Below are 15,695 nucleotides of genomic sequence, written 5' to 3'. Positions count from 1 at the left end.
TGTAAGTCCGCAGGCAATTTACTGGCTGTAAACCCTCCCTGTCCTCAGATCGGGAGGTTCAATTCTTTTGCGAGGTAACGGTGGTAAATGAAAAGCACGAGCACGGCACCGCCCGTAGCAATCAGAATCCTGCCGATAAAATGGGTGCTTTCAATACCGAGAATGCCTCCTAAAAAGTGGCCAACAAAGGAGCCAATGATACCAATGACAATAGAAGAAATCCAGCCGCCCTTCTCATTTTGCGGCGTAATCATTTTGGCGAGCGCCCCTGCAATGAGGCCGATAATTAAGGTGTAGATTAAACCCATAGTTTTTTGTTTTTCGTTTATAATCGGTGCAAATCAATGTTTGCGTTTTCAAATTACATAAATTACTGCAGTTGTTCTAAAAATTCTTCCTCCGTTAGAATCTGAAGATGCTGAGTACTTAGGGCATCCTCAAAAAGTCTGACAGCCTCTGCATCCCTTTGCTAGCAAAGCGTTGCAAGTATCATAAATTGCCAAGTAAAGGCCAAAAGTGCAAGGAAAAAGCCCTATTTTGGCAAAAATCCTTGCACTTCGATGATCACCTATACACCAGCCAGCGAGCGTACATTGTCACTGTTTAAGACCCCTTTCGAGCAGAAGCTCGACCCTTCCAACCGATGGGTAAGGATGGCAGGGGTAATGCCCCCATGACGAAACATTCGTTTGTCAGGGTCAGAGACATGGGACGAGATGGCCCAGGTGTTCTTCAAGCACATGAGCGAAGGGCACGGCCGTGCGAGCATAGACCTGCGCATCATCCTCGGGGCACTGCTGGTCAAGCATATAGAAGGCATCTCCGACGAAGACACGATACAGTATATCCAAGAGAACATCTATGCCCAGTACTTTGTGGGCCTGCCTAGTTTCCAGACGGGCCCGGTGTTCGTGCCGAGCCTTTTCGTGGAGGTGCGCAAGCGGCTCGGGAAGGAAGGTGCCAGGCAGTTGAACGATTTAGTGCTGCGCCAAGCTAAGCGTGCCAAGGCAATCAAGCACCGAAAGAAGCCGTCCAAGGGCGGCGGCCAAGGCCCTGTGCCCCCTGCCGGCACAAGCGCCGAGGAAGAGGTTAGCGGGACAGGGGCAGAAGCCAAGGTGCCGAACAAGGGGACCCTGAAAGTAGATGCCACGGTGGCTCCGCAGCATGTGGGCTATCCGACCGACACCCGGCTTTTGGCCGAAGCGCGACAGTATAGCGAAGAGCTCATTGACAAGCTCTACAAAGGCGGGCTGTGGCAAAAGAAGCCGCGGACTTACCGCCGCCAAGCCCGCAAGGAGTATTTGGCTTTTTCTAAAAAGCGCGCACCGAAAAAGCAGACGGTCAGGCAGGCCCGCGGCAAGCAGCTGCGCTACCTGCGGCGTAACCTGAAGACTATGCACAAGATGCTGGACATGCTGGAAGCAAAAGGCATCGCACCCAGCTGGCAGCACCGGGACTGGCAGCGGCTGTGGGTCATACAAGAACTGTACCGGCAGCAGGATATCATGCACCGCGACGGGCGGCGGCGCATAGACAACCGTATCGTGAATATCGCTCAGCCCTACGTGCGCCCCATCCAGCGAGGCAAGGCGGGCAAAAAGACCGAGTTTGGCGCAAAACTCAATATGTCAGAGACGGAAGGCTTCGTCAGGGCCGACCAAATCAGTTTTGACAACTTCAACGAGGGTGGCTTCCTTATGAGCCAGGTAGAGGCTTATAAAGCCTTGTTTGGCTATTATCCCGAATTGGTACTTGCAGACCGGATATACCTGACCAGAAAAAACCGCAAGGCGCTAAAAGACAAGGGTATACGCAATAGCGGCCTGCCGCTGGGCCGTCGGCCGGCCATGACCCGCAATGAGAAGCAAAAACGCAAAAAAGAACAAAACAAAAGATCAGAAATAGAAGGCAAGTTTGGGCAAGCAAAATCAAAATATGGGCTCGATGATATTAAAACAAAGAGGCAAGACACCTCCATGGCCTGTATAGCCCTGATCCTTATGGCGCTTAATGCCATCAAGCTCGGAAGGGTTTTTTTATGCCCTTTTTATGGGCGTGCCGCAGCCTTGACAAGCAACCTTGGCCGACGATTAATATTAAATCTTACACAGGGCTGCAACCAGGTGCTTTCCAGAACCCAAAACTTAATAATACTTCATCGGCTAGCGCCTGCGGCGCTGACTTTTTGAGGATGCCCTAACATACTTTAAATGTTGGATGCTCCAAAGCGGAGTATCCAACATTTTTTTTGCCCATCCAATATTGACTGAAGGACCTCAACCCTGTAAGGTCATCCTGGTAGTCCGTCAGCAGTGTGAGGCTTAAAAACGGTATCACAAATAGTCAGGCTGTGAAATCAACTCAGCTGCGCCAGAAACTCCTCCTCCGTTAAGACCTGAACAGTACCCAGCGCCTGCGCTTTTTTGAGTTTAGACCCTGCTTTCTCACCCACCACCAGTACATCCAGGTTGCCACTTACGGCGCTGATGTTTTTGGCACCGGCTGCTTCGGCTTTGGCCTGCGCTTCCTTACGGCTCATCGTTTGAAGGGAGCCGGTAAAGAGAATGGTTTTGCCGACAAAGGGCCCGTCACCGGAAGCCGCTTTGGGGATGTCGTCCTCTGTTTGCTGTAAGTTGACGCCAAGGGCTTCCATCTCCTCCAGCATTTTGATGTTGTGCTCGTCGTGAAAGTAGTGGGCAATGTTCTCCGCAACTACCGGCCCGATATCCTTGATATTGGTGAAATCCTCTGTGGTCCATTCCCGCAGGTCCAGCACATGCTTGATCTCTGCTGCGATAATCTTGGAGACCTTGCGCCCCAGGTGGTGAATGGCGAGGCTGTGCAGCAACCGGTGAATGGGGTTTTGTTTGGCCTTTTCAATGGAGGCCTTGAGATTGTCGGCTGACTTTTGCCCGAAGCCTTCCAGTTGGGCAATTTGGTCGTAGTCCAGGCGGTAGACATCGGCAATCGTGCGCAACCACCCAAGCTCATAGAACCGCTCGATAATGGACTTGCCCATACCGTCGATGTCCATAGCGTTTTTGGAGACGTGGAAGATGATCTGCTGCAGGTTTTGCGCTCCGCACACACAGGTAGGGCACCGCCAGGCGGCTTCCCCCTCTGCCCGGACCAGCTCCACCGGTTCATCCGTATCATTCACCGGGCAGGTCTGCGGGAATTTGATCGGTTTTTCGGAACCGTCCCGGAGTTCGTCCATCGCTTTGACGATGTAGGGGATGACGTCACCGGCACGCTCAACCAGCACTGTATCTCCAAGGTGCAGGTCTTTGCCGGTGATGAAGTCTTCATTGTGCAGGGAAACGGAAGCGACCGTTACGCCCGCCAGTTGCACCGGCTCTACTTTTGCCACCGGAGTGATGGATCCGATTTTGCCTACCTGATACTCCACATTCAACAACTTGGTGGTCGCCTGTTTGGCTTTGAATTTGAAGGCGATAGACCAACGGGGATGATGGCTTGTGTACCCGGTCCGCTCCTGTAGTTCCCGGTCGTTCACTTTGACCACCATGCCGTCTATTTCGTAGGGGTATTCCTCCCGCTTTTCCTGCCACTTCAGGCAAAAATCCACCACCTCCCTGATATTTTTGCAAACCTTCCGCTCGTCGCCCTCAGCAGGTACCTTGAAGCCCAGCTGATGCAGCATATCCAGGCTCTCCTTATGGGAGTTGAAGTTGCTCAGCACGCTTTCACCGTTTTCGCCGGTAGCAAATCCAAGCGTGTAAATGAAAGCCTCCAGCCCGCGCCGGGCCACTTCCTTAGGGTCCTTCATGCGCAGGGCACCGGTGGCGGTGTTCCGGGCATTGGCAAACAACGTCAGCCCCTCCTTTTGGCGGGTGGCATTGATCTCCTCAAATACATCTTTCCGGATGAGCACTTCGCCTCTAAGCTCCGCTTTTTGAATACCGTATTTTGAAAAGGCGGCCTTCAGCGGTACCGACCGGATCACACGGGCATTGGCGGTCATTTCTTCGCCCATTTGCCCGTTGCCCCGGGTAGCGCCGCGGACCAGTTGGTCGTTCTCATACACCACCGCTATGCTGCCCCCGTCGAATTTGGGCTCCACAGCGTATTCGATGTCCTGCTCCTCCGGGATATTGGCGTAGCGCTTGATCTGCTTATCAAATTCCACCAGATCTTCCTCATTGTAAGAATTGGCCAGGGACAGCATGGGCGTGAGGTGCTCCACCGACGGGAAGTCCTCAATCAGATCGCTGGAAACACGTTGCGTGGGGGAGTCCGGGGTAACCAGGTCAGGATGGTCCGCCTCCAGTTTTTCCAGTAACTTATAGAGCTGATCGTATTCATAATCGCTCAAGACCGGATCATTGAGGATGTAGTACCGGTATTCATGGTAGACAATCAGCTGCCGGAGCTCATTGATTTGCTCATCCGGTGATTGCTGGTGCAAGGCACTGCCCGCATTCAGGAATTCCTTTGACAGGCTGTAAAGCGATTGCTGTTCTTCTTTGCTATACATATCAGATGAAGTGCTTTAGCATAATAATTTCCCGCTCGGTGAGGTGGCGGGAGAAGCCTCTGGGCAGGTCTTTTTTGGTGAGCCCGGCGTAGTAGGAACGGTCGAGCCGTTTGACCTCATAACCCAGGTGCTCAAAGATACGGCGAACAATCCGGTTGCGCCCAATGTGGATTTCGATGCCGACTTCATTTTTCTTGCCACCGCGCAGGTAGTCCACGCCGTCTACCGGAGTAGGGCCGTCTTCCAGCTCGAGCCCTTGTCGGATGGCTTCAATATGCTCCGGGGTAACATTTTTGTCAAGGGTGACCTGATAGAATTTCTTAATCTCGTGGCTGGGGTGGGCCAGTTTTTTCGCGAGGTCGCCATCGTTGGTCAACAGCAGCAGCCCGGTGGTTTCCCGGTCGAGGCGGCCTACGGGGAAAATGCGTTCCGGGACTTTATCGCTTACCAGGTCGAGTACCGTTTTGCGCCCCCGGTCATCACTTGTGGTGGTAATATAGCCCCGGGGCTTATTGAGCAGCAGGTACACCTTGCGTTCTTCCGGTTGGATCAGTTCACCTTTAAAGCGGATTTCATCCCCTTCCTGTACCTGATAGCCTGGTGAACGTTCTACCTCCCCATTCACCGTGACCAGCCCGTTCTTGACGTGGTCGGCAGCTTGCCGGCGGGAACAGATGCCAGAGTGTGCCACGTATTTGTTGAGGCGCATGCCCTCTACTTCCGGCTTTTCATGGACCGGTCCTGGTTTAGCAGGCTTTGCAGGGCGTGGCTTTTGTGAAAAAGATCGGTTGGGCTTTTTGCTGCTGCTATTCTTGCGGTTGCGGTCGTGCTTTTTGGGTGGCGGCATATACGGATGGCTTGGCTTTGTTTGAGGGGCTAAGGTACGGAAATTGGGGGGATACTGCTTTATGCCAAATTCCTTAGTCAGCAGGTTCGCCCGGAAAAGAGAACAGAGGGCACACTAGGTGAGCATACGGGCATCAGCGAAGGTCTCTGTAAAACAGATCCTCATGCATTTTTAGATGAGCTTAGGCTAAGCAATCGTTCAGGTTAATGTGGCCCCAGGGTGTATCCAATGCTCAATTGTGGTGATAGTAACAATCCGTTTTCCTGGTCATAAGCATTGAAGAATAAAATGGGGTTCGCCTCCAGGTTGAGATATGCCTTTTCGGCGAAAGCCCATTGTATGCCAAGATGAGTGAGTCCTGCAAAACCCATTGGACTTCGGTCAACCTTGCGTTAGCTTGCTTAAGGTTTTAGATCATAAACGCTCCCGGAGTTTTATCGCTTCCGGTTCGAAATAATTTAAACCTACCTTTTAGCCAGCACCGAAAGGAAAAGGAATTTCAATACGATCGCAGTTTCTCCTCCAGCCCTCTCAAGTCCGCCGGCCCGGGGACATAGGGCTCCACAACCTGCCCATCGATCAGCAGTAGGTGCCGGGGGAGGACAATTGGGCCACCGCCATAAAACTGTTCAGCAATCCATTTTCGCAATACCGTCCCCGCCAACACATGGCGCCCGTTAAGCTGATAGCGTTCAATCGTTTCCACCCATCGCGAATAATGATAATCCGGATCATCAATTGAAATATACAATCGGTTGTACCCGTTGGCATTGAGTAGGCTATCGGCAGCTTTGTTATTGGCAAAACCTTGCAGACAAGGCTTGCACCAGGTGGCCCAGAGGTCGATGTAGTACTTGCCTAATTTCAGGTTAACTCCCTGATTCACAAAAGTGAAATCCGTCATCCTGCCAATATCGTCTATGATGCCTGTGCGCCAGGGCTGATCGTAGGGCGGAGGCGGTTGCGGTTCTGATTCCTGAACGATTTCGGCGTAGCGAACCGGGTTCTTATTGCGGGCAGCAGATAAGGGCTGCAAGTAGCGGCTCGACGGGTAGATAGTCTTGAAGTAAGCCAACACAGGCTCCCGTGTACGGTCAAATTCCGGGCCAATCAGCGAGGAGTAGGAAAAATGCAGGTAGCGGGCCAGTAAAAATTCACGTAGTGTATCATTGGGTTCCAAAATAGCAGGTGCATATTTCGCAGGGATGTAAAAGAGTTGCCCATTAACTTCCACTGTAGTATCGGGCAGGTTTGCGTATCGTTCAGCTTTCAGTGCCCGGAGCCATTCGTAGCGAAGCCGGTCGATACGGCGAAACGCATATGCTGCGTCCCGAAAAGGAGAAGCTGCTGCGGGCTTCCCATACCGGAGGAGCTGTTCCGAAAGGTTAATTTTTTTCTCTGTAGTAAGCGCCTCGTCAGATTTCCCCCACCGGTCATGGTACAGGCTATTGATGAGGCTCAGACAGATGTACTCCCGGAAGTGCGCGCTTACAATCGCGTGAAAAGCGGTATCAATCTCATCCCTGTGCAGCAAACTGTCGTAAGGGTGAAGGATGGATTCAATTTTAGCAATGATGGTATTCTGTATGTTTGGCAGCGTGGGCTGGAGGTCATAAAACGGCTGCAAAAACCGGATAGGAGGGGAGTATTGCCGGTCGAAAACAGCCCGGGCTTCGTAGCCAGCTGCATTAGGGCCCTGTACGTGCAATTCAAGTTCCCGACTACCAGAGAGGTACTGAAAATCCAGCTGGACGCTATCGCCGGGATACAGGTAAAAGGTGTGGTACTGCCTGGGTTGGGGGGCGTACTCCTGCGGCAGCCCGAAAGTTACCGCCCGCATCTTTTCAGCCGGAAGGCTCAGTCGGAAGGACTGCTTTTTTAACAACATCGTATCGTAAGCTCGGGGCAGCTCGAATTCGCCTGCATTGGTGTAGAGAATGTTTTGAAAGGGATAGTCGGCGGGCATCTGCCCAATAATGGTGATCTGAGCCAATAAACTTCGGTAAGAGAGCACGGACAGAAAGGCGAGTATCAGTAATGGGAGATGTAGTTTTTTCATAATAGTGGGGGTTTCTGCTCTAAAAATACGGAAAAATTGTAGAGTACCTGTAAAGTAAGCCCCGGCGAATTCCGTACTGCCGGGAACTTTTTTGTCCTCCTGGCCGGTAGAAAAAGGGGTAACTTCACCAGGGTTTGCCCTGATGGAAGTGAGGGAGGAGTTGGGAGGTAAATCTCGGGTAGTAGCGGCATTAATTTCTTATCTTTGAACGTATGAAGTATCCAATCGGCATACAGGATTTTCGGGAGTTGCGCGAAGGCGGCTATGTTTATGTGGATAAGACAGAATATCTTCATCGGATTATTGAAGGAGGAAAACACTTCTTCCTCTCCCGTCCCCGCCGCTTTGGTAAAAGCCTGCTGCTTTCTACCATAAATGAGCTGTATAGGGGCAGCAAGGAGTTATTTCAGGGGCTTTGGATTGAAAATCACTGGGATTGGGAAGGGAAGTACTGGCCCGTCATTTGGTTGCGGTTTGCCTCCTTCAACTACAAGCATAACGAGCTCAAAGCAGCCATTCGGGAAGGCGTGGAGGAAGCCGCCGAAAGCTTGGGGATTGAATTGGATAATCGTGAACTTACACACCCGCTTCAACAGCTCATTCAAAAAGCGTATTATCACTTTGGTCAGAAAGTGGTATTGCTTATTGATGAGTACGACAAGCCGATTATCGACTACCTTGACGAACCTGAGAAGGCGGAAGCTAACCGGGATACATTGAAATGGTTTTATTCGGTTTTGAAAGATAGCGACCCCTATCTGGAGCTCGTTTTCATAACCGGCGTTTCGGCCTTCAGTAAAGTCAGCATCTTTTCTGACCTCAACAACCTGTATAACCTTTCCCTCGTGGCCCCGGCCCGAACCTTGCTCGGCATCACGCAGGAAGAGCTGGAGCACTATTTTGCGCAGCCCTTGAAAACCGTGGATAAAGAGGAGGTCCGTCGTTGGTATAATGGTTATTCCTGGGGCGGCACAGAGAGCGTGTATAATCCCTTCTCTATTCTTAGTTTTTTCCGGGGTGGGGGAGAGTACCGAAATTTCTGGTTCGAGACCGGTACACCGACCTTTCTCGTAAAAGAAATGAAGAAGCGCAGCTATTTCAACCTGAGGGACACGCTGGCCACCCAGCATGACCTCAATAGTTTCGACCTGCGTAATTTACAGCCCATCCCCATCCTTTTTCAAACGGGATACCTCACCATTAAGCACTATGAGCCGGCAGACTTGGTTTATACCCTGGATTACCCCAACCAGGAAGTCCGGCATTCCCTTCAGGAAGTGCTTCTGAAAGAGTACCTCGATTATCCGTCTGAGAATCCGGTACCAAAAGTATTGCGGCTGCGTGAGGCAATGCGCTCCGGTCATTTAGAGGAAGCTTTTCAGATTATCAATTCGGCTTTTTCAGAAATTCCCTACGATCATTGGAAGGGGCAAACGGAGCATTTTTACCACGCTGTTGTGGCTTTGATTTTTTCCTTGTTAGGGACCTACATTCGCTCAGAAGTACATTCTTCCCGTGGTCGCTGCGATGCGCTGGTGGAAACGGCTGATCGTATTTATGCGCTTGAGTTCAAATTGGATAAGAGTGCAGGTGAAGCACTCCGGCAAATTCAGGATAAAGGATACCTTGAGCCCTACACCAACTCGCTCCGGCAAAAAATTGCTGTAGGTATCAATTTCTCTTCAACAGAACGGCGTATTGTGGAATGGGAAGCGGTGGAGCTATAATTTTAAAGTCCGCTTCTGAGCATTTACTGTTGGTGAGATAGCACATACTCAAGAAACAAATACTGATACGTCATCTCCCGGATCCGCGTCCGGTAGGGGATATTGCCCGGATGATAATTTCTGCCCAAATGCAATAGCACCGGAGCATCGTTGGTCTGCAGAGCGCGATACCGGGCGGCTGCTTTCATGATTTGCCAGTATGGCGTCTGCAAATCGTAGAGGCCGCCCAGCATCAGGATGGGCGGATAAGCCTGTGCTTTGATGTTTTGGTAGGGCGAGTAAGCCTGCAGCGCCTGAAGCTCTGCCGGCCGGTCGGGGTAGCCCCACTCCGGGTATTCCAGGCTAGTGAGCGGTAGGAGGCTGTCCAGGGAAATACCGAGGGCGTCGAGAAAGGGGTAGTCCAGAATAGCAGCGTCAAACAGCTGAGGATTCTCATTAAGGGCGGCGGCGGCGATCAGCCCCCCAGCACTTTGCCCGTAAGCAAAGGTCTTGGGAAGGTGTAGTTCATGCCGGACGTAAGCGGCGCAGGCCAGATAGTCTGAAATACCCACAGGTTTGCTAACTCCCCGACCCGCCCGGTACCACGGCCAGCCTTTAGCCCGGCTGCCCCGTACGCTGGCCTGAGCCACCACATAGCCCTCGTCCATCAGCAGGCGCTCGTACTCGTCAAAGTTGGCCTCGCTGTAGGCACCGTATACCGATAGCAGCACGCCTTTGGTGGCCTTCACGTTTTTGAGGTCGCTCCGGTAGCTGAGCCGATGATTCTCCCGTCCTCCATGGTGATGGTTCTTTGCGTATTGGCCGCAAAATCCAGATCGTGGGTCACGATCAATAAAGACTGCTGGTATTCTTCTGCGAGCTCCTTGAAAATATGGAACACTACATCACTATTTTTTTTGTCCAGATTGCCGGTAGGCTCATCTCCCATGATAATCAGGGGGTCATTAATGAGTGCTCTGGCGATGGCCACGCGCTGTTTTTGGCCACCACTCAATTGGTTAGGATACTTTAGGGCTTCTTTTTCTATGCCCAGGATTTTTAGTTTCTCATAGGCATGATGTTCTACTGCTTTGGGCGTGAGCTTTCCGTACTTGAGCCCTGGCAGCATGACGTTTTGGAGGTTGTTGAATTCGTTGAGCAGGTAGTGAAATTGAAATACGAAACCGATTTTTTCATTTCGCACCTTCGCTAGTTCCGCGTCTTTTTTGTTTTTCATGCTGACACCGTCCAGCAGCAACTCCCCTTCGTAGCTCGTATCCATGGTCGATAAGATGTAGAGTAAGGTGGATTTGCCACAGCCCGACTTGCCAACAACAGAAACAAACTCGCCTGCGTGGATTGCAAAACTCACATCGGTTAGCACCTTCACGGTAATCGGGTCATGAAATGATTTACAGATACCGATGGCTTCTATGACTTTTTTTTCCATAATCAGGACTACTTTAACAACAACGTCCACCTTTCTCTCCAATCCGAAATGTGGTGTTTGTAGATGCTACCAGCTATTATTTTCCCCGGATGATATCTACCGGATCTATCCTGCTGGCTTTTTTAGAAGGGAAGTACCCTGCCAGGTAGGTCGTAATGATCGAAAAAACAGCTCCAATTATATAGAATTTGGAGTTGTAGCTGATGGGGTACGTTTTTACGGTCGGCAATGAAGGCGTGTCGAAGGGGATTTCTCCAATCAAAGCGGAGAGCCCTAATCCAAAGATCAGTCCAAGTGCTCCGCCAACCAGGCCAATGGTCAGGGCAATGGTAATGAATATAGCATTGACATCCTTGCCGGAAAACCCCGTTGCTTTCAGAATTGCAATGGAATCCATTTTTTCGTAGATCATCATGTTCAGGATGTTATAGATTCCAAACCCGGCAACAATAAGTAAGGTGATCCCCACAGCGTAAGAAATCAGTGTCCGTACCGAGCTGCCGGTTTCAAATTGAGCATTAGCGGTTTGAATATCGATGGCTTCTGTGCTGAATCGGGTATGGTACCTTTGGGCAAGGGCTGGCGCCAGGGTGATGTCATACAATTTGATCTGAATATCCGTTACGTAACTCACCGGTTTTCCGAGTATCTTCTGGGTAGTGGCGAGGGTCGCATAGCTTTGCACTTTGTCGAGCTCTTCAATTCCGGATTGAAAAAAGCCAACGACCTTTAAAGGGAAGCGGGTACCATCGCTGGTCGTGATTTGAATGTTGTCACCAATCTGGACAAGCATCTTTTTTGCAACCCCGATGCCCAGAATGATACTGTTGGGGGTGTTTTTTAAATCCAGGGTTTTGCCTTGTACCACATAATCCTGGAAGATAAAAAGCCTGTTTTCCGCATCTACATCAATACCGTTGATGACCCCGGTTAAATTAATGGCGCCCACGTTGTAAAAAACGGCAACGGTGTTTTTGGGAGCGACCCCCCGAACATTCGGGTCGTTTTCCAGGGCTCTGATGATGGCTTTACTATTCCGAATCTCCGGCAGCTCATTTTTTGGTTTTATATGCTTTACAAAATGGTAAGCTCCCGGGTAGGCCGTTGACCTGTCAATAGGTTGAACGGGGGAAGGTAAGATTTCGTTGTAGAGCCTTATGTGGGGCGTACGGTTTAAAATCAGGTTGTCGAGCAGATCATTCAACCCCGCCATGAAACTCAGCAAAGTGATGAACATCGTAATGCTGAAGGTGACCCCAAAGGCTGCAATTATCGTTTGCTTTAGCCTGGCAGTGAGCAACGCCACTGAAATCCGTGCAATGAGGTTGATTTTCATTGCCCGGGGAGTATGAGGGCTTCATTAGCATCGATTCCGGAGCGGATTTCCACCATTTGGTAGTCTTTCAAACCTGTCTTTACGATTAGCCGCTCCCCGGCCTCGTTCACTACGATAGAATCGTTCAATACGTAATTTCTCGGTACCAGTAGGGCGTCTTTTTTAGTGCTAATCACCACATTGGCTTCAAAGGAAATATTGGGGTACAGTACGCTCGGTGGGCGGACAAATTCCGCTTCTACGGTAAAGGTTTTGCTTTGTATATTCATGATGGGATTGATTTTGGATACCACGGCATCGAAGACAGAATCCCGATAACTGTTGAGCACTACCAATACAGGCATACCCAATTGGATGGCCACAATATCATATTCATCGATCTGCATTTCGAGAAGGTATTTCTCATCATCACCGATGATGCCAAGTGGAATTTGAGGGGTAACCATTTCTCCCTCGGTGAGATTCATCTGATAAACCCTGCCTTTGATTTTACTTTTCACCAGGTAGTCACCCGTGTTTTTATTGCTGATTAGCAGGTTGTTCCGGGCTTGCCTGGAGAGGTAACTCAATTGCCTTTCCAGTTCCTTTCGTTGCTCCTGTGCAGACGCATAGTTGTTTTTGGAGCGCTCGAAGGCAAGTGCTCGTTGCTCCAGTTCTACTTTGGACCCAATGTTTTGGGCCCACAGCCTTTTTTGTCTTTCCAGCAGGGAGGAATCATTTTCGAGTTGGCTTTTCATCAAATCGGCCAACGATTTGGCTTCGTCTAATTTCCCACGATTTAGGCTCAATGCATTGAATACCGCCGATAATTCGGCATTGTCTGCCATTAATTGCTGCGCATCATTCGCTATAGAAAGCAAGGGAGAGCCTATGTCTACGGCTGCCCCTTCGTCTGCAAAAACCTCGTCAACAATACCGCTGACCGTGGCAAAAACCTCGTATTGGTTTTCACTCACGATAACTCCGGAAGCGTACACCGATTCCGTGATCGATTGCCGGACAGGCTTAATGCTGTCCGGCTGAGATTGGCAGGCACCTAGCAAAATCAGTGAGCCCAGCAACGCATTTACGATCTTCTTCTGTAGCGGTTTACGGTCTTTCATGAAAGCTTCACTTTAACCTCCTGACAGTTTTCTATTATGGTTTGACAAATTTGATCAATTGGTACTGAAGTCGTATTCTCCTCCAGCGGGTCACCATATAAATTAGCCAATTTATTGATCGTTAGAAAAAGCGTACTGACAATAGAAAGCAGGGGGATGGCAAGTAATTCCAGATGACTATCTTCCCCTCCAATATCAATATCACCAATAATAAAGGGAATCATTAAAACATAAAAGGCTCTTCGCCATATTTAGTGGATTTTCAAATCAAGTCCTCCGAGTTTGAAATAGATCATCAGGATGAAATTGTGTGGGTTCCGATAGCCTCTGGCAATTCTCTTTATTTCCTGAATCTTTAGGTTCACCCCTTCAGCGAAAGCATTATTTGCCAATCTTTTGAAGTAGGTCTTAATACCGTACCAATGGTCATGGAGCATATTGACAAACTCCTGGATGGGCTTGATCCCGCTGTCCCAAGCCATCTTTATCCACTCATTGAGCGGCTTGAGGCGCTTGGTGAACTGAGCCGCATCGAAAACTTCCCGGAATAGCTCTTTGAGCCGGTAGGCCTGGCCTAGATTGGGGAATGCTTCTTTTAACAAGTCCAGGCGTTGTTGCTGCTTTTGAGATAACTTGCTGGCATTGCGCAGCCATAAATACCGGCTGTGCTTGAGCGCCTCCTTAAACTGCTTTTGTTCTGCTCTTCGAATAGTATCAATAGCTTCATTAAGCTTTTTGACTAAATGAAAGCGGTCAAAAACCATCTCGGCTTGTGGAAGGTAGGACTCACAGGCCGCGATATAGGAGCGTGACATATCTAGAGTCACTGACCGTACTGTAGCCCTGTCTGCGCCACGTGCTTCCATATCGATAAGTGCTTGGCCTACAGCTTTTTGGTCTTTGCCCCGAGATACGCCTACTACCTTTTTAGCTTGCCGGTCACATAGGATGGTCAGGTAGTTGTGCCCTTTCTTTCGTGAGGTCTCATCGACAGACAGGTCCTTGACCGTTCTTAGCTCCTGAGTAGCCAAAGCGTTGCTTACATGGCGGCCCACTATACGGCTAGCTATACGGGAATCAAAGCTGTAGTGGCGGCCAACTGCAGAGGCGCTCATGCCTTTATCCATAAGCTTTAGAACGTCAAGCTCAAACAAAAGGGTAAAGGAGCTGCCCGGCTCAGCCCAGGGCACAGCTACCAGGCGTACCTCTCCTGACTCCGTCTTCACCCGCGGCACACGTGCGTGCAGATAGCAGTCATGTTGGAAAAAACGCAGATGCCGCCAACTCCGCAATTGATGATCGTGCACAGGGCACAGCTCGCCCTCGTACTCAAATTTGACCCGCTTATGGTGGTCTACTTCGATATGGAGTTCCTTTTCTCCCTGTGCTGTATCTCGAAAGTCAATTTTCTTGATATACCAAGGTGATTTTAGCGCTAAGGCTGCTGCAAATAGTTCGGTGTCTTTCATCTGCTAAAAATACGAAACCCACTATTAATGGCGAAGAGCCACATAAAACAGCACCGTTACCCGAGTAAAAGCGCTGTATATTTTTAAGAAGGGGGTATTGTTGATCCGTTCGGCTTTGCCTTGAATATTGTAAAACTGATTAATGTGTTCCATTAAGTCGCGTTTTTCAATATTTGCTTTGTCCGCAAATACCATTTCAATCTTGGTGGATAATGAAATCAAAACCTCATTACTCACTTTATGGGTCTGTTCAACCGCATATTTCTTAAAAAGCGACTGCGTTTTTTGATCGTAAGGAGGATGTGGAACTTCGTGTATTTCATTTTTTAACTGGCTGATGTAGCAGCACGTTAAATCAATGAGCTCAACGGTCCTGTTCATATCCTCATCCGGGACTATGTTAGAAGGGGATTGGAAGTAGGTGTAGATTTTAGCAGTAAAACTTCTCGAATTATTGACTAAGTTCCCAAATATTTTACGTGCTTCCCACCATCTGTCGTAAGCCGAGTTCATTCTAAAACCTAAGAAAAAGGCAACAGCAATACCAAAAACGGAACCGATTTGCGCTGAGACTTTGAAAATATGATCGCCAATATTTTCTTCCAGAAGAAATACGAATGCGGCGTAGGCTGCGGTCAACGCAAAGTAAGGAAGTGTGATTTTGATAAGCGCTCCCAATCCCTGTTTCTCGGTTCTAATCATCTTCAAACATACTCAAAAAGACCCACAAGCATGATTAGAGATGCTATTCTGTGGATTGGTCACTGAAATCAGGGAGTACCAACTCTATTCCTGCACCGTGTTTAAAAACCAATTCTCCACCCAGGTAGCCCGTTCGCGCAACAGCGCCAATCAAGATGGCATAAAACAGGAAGCTCGCCCATTTAGCCCAGGCTTTCTGGTAGTTGAAAAAATACATGGCTCCTCTTGTGAGTGCGGTGATAATAGCCAGCCAAAGGGTCACAAGTGCCGCTTCCTCATGCATGCCCAGTGGTTTTTGAAGCAGGCCATCCGTCATGCCGTCACCGGCATAACTGCCACTCACATAAGCCGCTATAGCACCTAAGGTGCCTAGTATCAGCAGATAAAAGGAAGCATTCCTGAAAAATTGCTTTTTGCTAATCAGTGCAACGAGCTCTGATAAGAAGCCTGCCATCAATAAGGCTATCGGGAAATGAATAACCATGGCATGCAAATGTGGTGCTGTAATCATGATTAAATGGTGTA

The 15,695-nt window shown here is 49.6% G+C and carries 14 protein-coding genes; 2 read left to right on the top strand and 12 right to left on the bottom strand.

Translation table 11 applies throughout. The features are described 5' to 3' along the window. Positions 1-44 precede the first annotated feature (44 nt). Positions 45-308, bottom strand: a complete 264-nt coding sequence (locus ACO08I_RS12030) for a GlsB/YeaQ/YmgE family stress response membrane protein (RefSeq protein WP_044221033.1) — start codon at positions 306-308, stop codon at positions 45-47. A 381-nt stretch (positions 309-689) separates the two neighbouring features. On the opposite strand from ACO08I_RS12030, the gene ACO08I_RS12025 reads away from it, so the two are divergent. Continuing rightward, positions 690-2,189 carry an IS5 family transposase gene (locus tag ACO08I_RS12025; protein WP_421949426.1) on the top strand — a complete coding sequence of 500 codons (1,500 nt, stop codon included), beginning with the start codon at positions 690-692 and terminating at the stop codon, positions 2,187-2,189. Between the two features lie 167 nt (positions 2,190-2,356). On the opposite strand, the gene ligA is transcribed toward ACO08I_RS12025, so the two are convergent. The 3 genes from ligA to ACO08I_RS12010 all read right to left on the bottom strand — a co-directional run bounded on the left by ligA (position 2,357) and on the right by ACO08I_RS12010 (position 7,404). Beyond that, positions 2,357-4,498: an NAD-dependent DNA ligase LigA gene (gene ligA / locus ACO08I_RS12020; protein ID WP_421949425.1), complete on the bottom strand. Its 2,142-nt coding sequence runs from the start codon at positions 4,496-4,498 to the stop codon at positions 2,357-2,359. 1 nt (position 4,499) lies between these two features. Next, on the bottom strand, positions 4,500-5,345 hold the full coding sequence (locus ACO08I_RS12015; protein ID WP_421949424.1) for a pseudouridine synthase: 846 nt from the start codon (positions 5,343-5,345) through the stop codon (positions 4,500-4,502). Positions 5,346-5,844: 499 nt separating this feature from the next. After that, the gene (locus ACO08I_RS12010) at positions 5,845-7,404 is read right to left on the bottom strand and encodes a TlpA family protein disulfide reductase (RefSeq protein ID WP_421949423.1); all 1,560 of its coding nucleotides are present in this window, start codon (positions 7,402-7,404) and stop codon (positions 5,845-5,847) included. Between the two features lie 212 nt (positions 7,405-7,616). Here ACO08I_RS12010 and ACO08I_RS12005 point away from each other — a divergent pair, with 212 nt between their 5' ends. Continuing rightward, entirely contained in the window at positions 7,617-9,131 is a 1,515-nt protein-coding gene (locus ACO08I_RS12005; protein ID WP_421949422.1) for an AAA family ATPase, read from the top strand. Between the two features lie 23 nt (positions 9,132-9,154). On the opposite strand, the gene ACO08I_RS12000 is transcribed toward ACO08I_RS12005, so the two are convergent. The 8 genes from ACO08I_RS12000 to ACO08I_RS11965 all read right to left on the bottom strand — a co-directional run bounded on the left by ACO08I_RS12000 (position 9,155) and on the right by ACO08I_RS11965 (position 15,681). Continuing rightward, the gene (locus tag ACO08I_RS12000; protein WP_421949421.1) at positions 9,155-9,859 is read right to left on the bottom strand and encodes a prolyl oligopeptidase family serine peptidase; all 705 of its coding nucleotides are present in this window, start codon (positions 9,857-9,859) and stop codon (positions 9,155-9,157) included. Next, a complete protein-coding gene (locus tag ACO08I_RS11995; protein WP_282777653.1) occupies positions 9,856-10,560 on the bottom strand; it encodes an ABC transporter ATP-binding protein in 705 nt (234 codons plus the stop codon). Before ACO08I_RS11995 ends, ACO08I_RS12000 begins: the two co-directional genes overlap by 4 nt. Before the next feature lie 76 nt (positions 10,561-10,636). Further along, entirely contained in the window at positions 10,637-11,896 is a 1,260-nt protein-coding gene (locus tag ACO08I_RS11990; protein ID WP_282777652.1) for an ABC transporter permease, read from the bottom strand. Then, complete coding sequence (locus ACO08I_RS11985; protein WP_282777650.1) at positions 11,893-12,999, bottom strand: efflux RND transporter periplasmic adaptor subunit; 1,107 nt, start codon at positions 12,997-12,999, stop codon at positions 11,893-11,895. Before ACO08I_RS11985 ends, ACO08I_RS11990 begins: the two co-directional genes overlap by 4 nt. Continuing rightward, entirely contained in the window at positions 12,996-13,223 is a 228-nt protein-coding gene (locus tag ACO08I_RS11980) for a hypothetical protein (RefSeq protein ID WP_282777648.1), read from the bottom strand. The genes ACO08I_RS11985 and ACO08I_RS11980 overlap by 4 nt, the downstream gene beginning before the upstream one ends. A 27-nt stretch (positions 13,224-13,250) precedes the next feature. Next, complete coding sequence (locus ACO08I_RS11975; RefSeq protein ID WP_282777646.1) at positions 13,251-14,468, bottom strand: ISL3 family transposase; 1,218 nt, start codon at positions 14,466-14,468, stop codon at positions 13,251-13,253. A gap of 24 nt (positions 14,469-14,492) precedes the next feature. Beyond that, on the bottom strand, positions 14,493-15,170 hold the full coding sequence (locus tag ACO08I_RS11970; RefSeq protein ID WP_282777644.1) for a bestrophin family ion channel: 678 nt from the start codon (positions 15,168-15,170) through the stop codon (positions 14,493-14,495). Positions 15,171-15,213: 43 nt separating this feature from the next. Continuing rightward, the gene (locus ACO08I_RS11965) at positions 15,214-15,681 is read right to left on the bottom strand and encodes a DUF2231 domain-containing protein (protein ID WP_282777642.1); all 468 of its coding nucleotides are present in this window, start codon (positions 15,679-15,681) and stop codon (positions 15,214-15,216) included. Positions 15,682-15,695: the final 14 nt, after the last annotated feature.

The sequence above is a fragment of the Phaeodactylibacter xiamenensis genome, assembly GCF_965229835.1.
Classification (GTDB): Bacteria; Bacteroidota; Bacteroidia; order Chitinophagales; family Saprospiraceae; genus Phaeodactylibacter; species Phaeodactylibacter xiamenensis.
The sequence above is the reverse complement of the archived record's forward strand: the minus strand, read 5'-3'. Positions and strand labels throughout refer to the sequence as shown.

Excerpts from the sequence above, each read along its gene's own strand:
- ACO08I_RS12030 (WP_044221033.1), bottom strand. The coding sequence starts at position 308 with ATGGGTTTAATCTACACCTTAATTATCGGCCTCATTGCAGGGGCGCTC.
- ligA (WP_421949425.1), bottom strand. The coding sequence starts at position 4,498 with ATGTATAGCAAAGAAGAACAGCAATCGCTTTACAGCCTGTCAAAGGAA.
- ACO08I_RS12015 (WP_421949424.1), bottom strand. The coding sequence starts at position 5,345 with ATGCCGCCACCCAAAAAGCACGACCGCAACCGCAAGAATAGCAGCAGC.
- ACO08I_RS12010 (WP_421949423.1), bottom strand. The coding sequence starts at position 7,404 with ATGAAAAAACTACATCTCCCATTACTGATACTCGCCTTTCTGTCCGTG.
- ACO08I_RS12005 (WP_421949422.1), top strand. The coding sequence starts at position 7,617 with ATGAAGTATCCAATCGGCATACAGGATTTTCGGGAGTTGCGCGAAGGC.
- ACO08I_RS11995 (WP_282777653.1), bottom strand. The coding sequence starts at position 10,560 with ATGGAAAAAAAAGTCATAGAAGCCATCGGTATCTGTAAATCATTTCAT.
- ACO08I_RS11990 (WP_282777652.1), bottom strand. The coding sequence starts at position 11,896 with ATGAAAATCAACCTCATTGCACGGATTTCAGTGGCGTTGCTCACTGCC.
- ACO08I_RS11985 (WP_282777650.1), bottom strand. The coding sequence starts at position 12,999 with ATGAAAGACCGTAAACCGCTACAGAAGAAGATCGTAAATGCGTTGCTG.
- ACO08I_RS11980 (WP_282777648.1), bottom strand. The coding sequence starts at position 13,223 with ATGATTCCCTTTATTATTGGTGATATTGATATTGGAGGGGAAGATAGT.
- ACO08I_RS11975 (WP_282777646.1), bottom strand. The coding sequence starts at position 14,468 with ATGAAAGACACCGAACTATTTGCAGCAGCCTTAGCGCTAAAATCACCT.
- ACO08I_RS11970 (WP_282777644.1), bottom strand. The coding sequence starts at position 15,170 with ATGATTAGAACCGAGAAACAGGGATTGGGAGCGCTTATCAAAATCACA.
- ACO08I_RS11965 (WP_282777642.1), bottom strand. The coding sequence starts at position 15,681 with ATGATTACAGCACCACATTTGCATGCCATGGTTATTCATTTCCCGATA.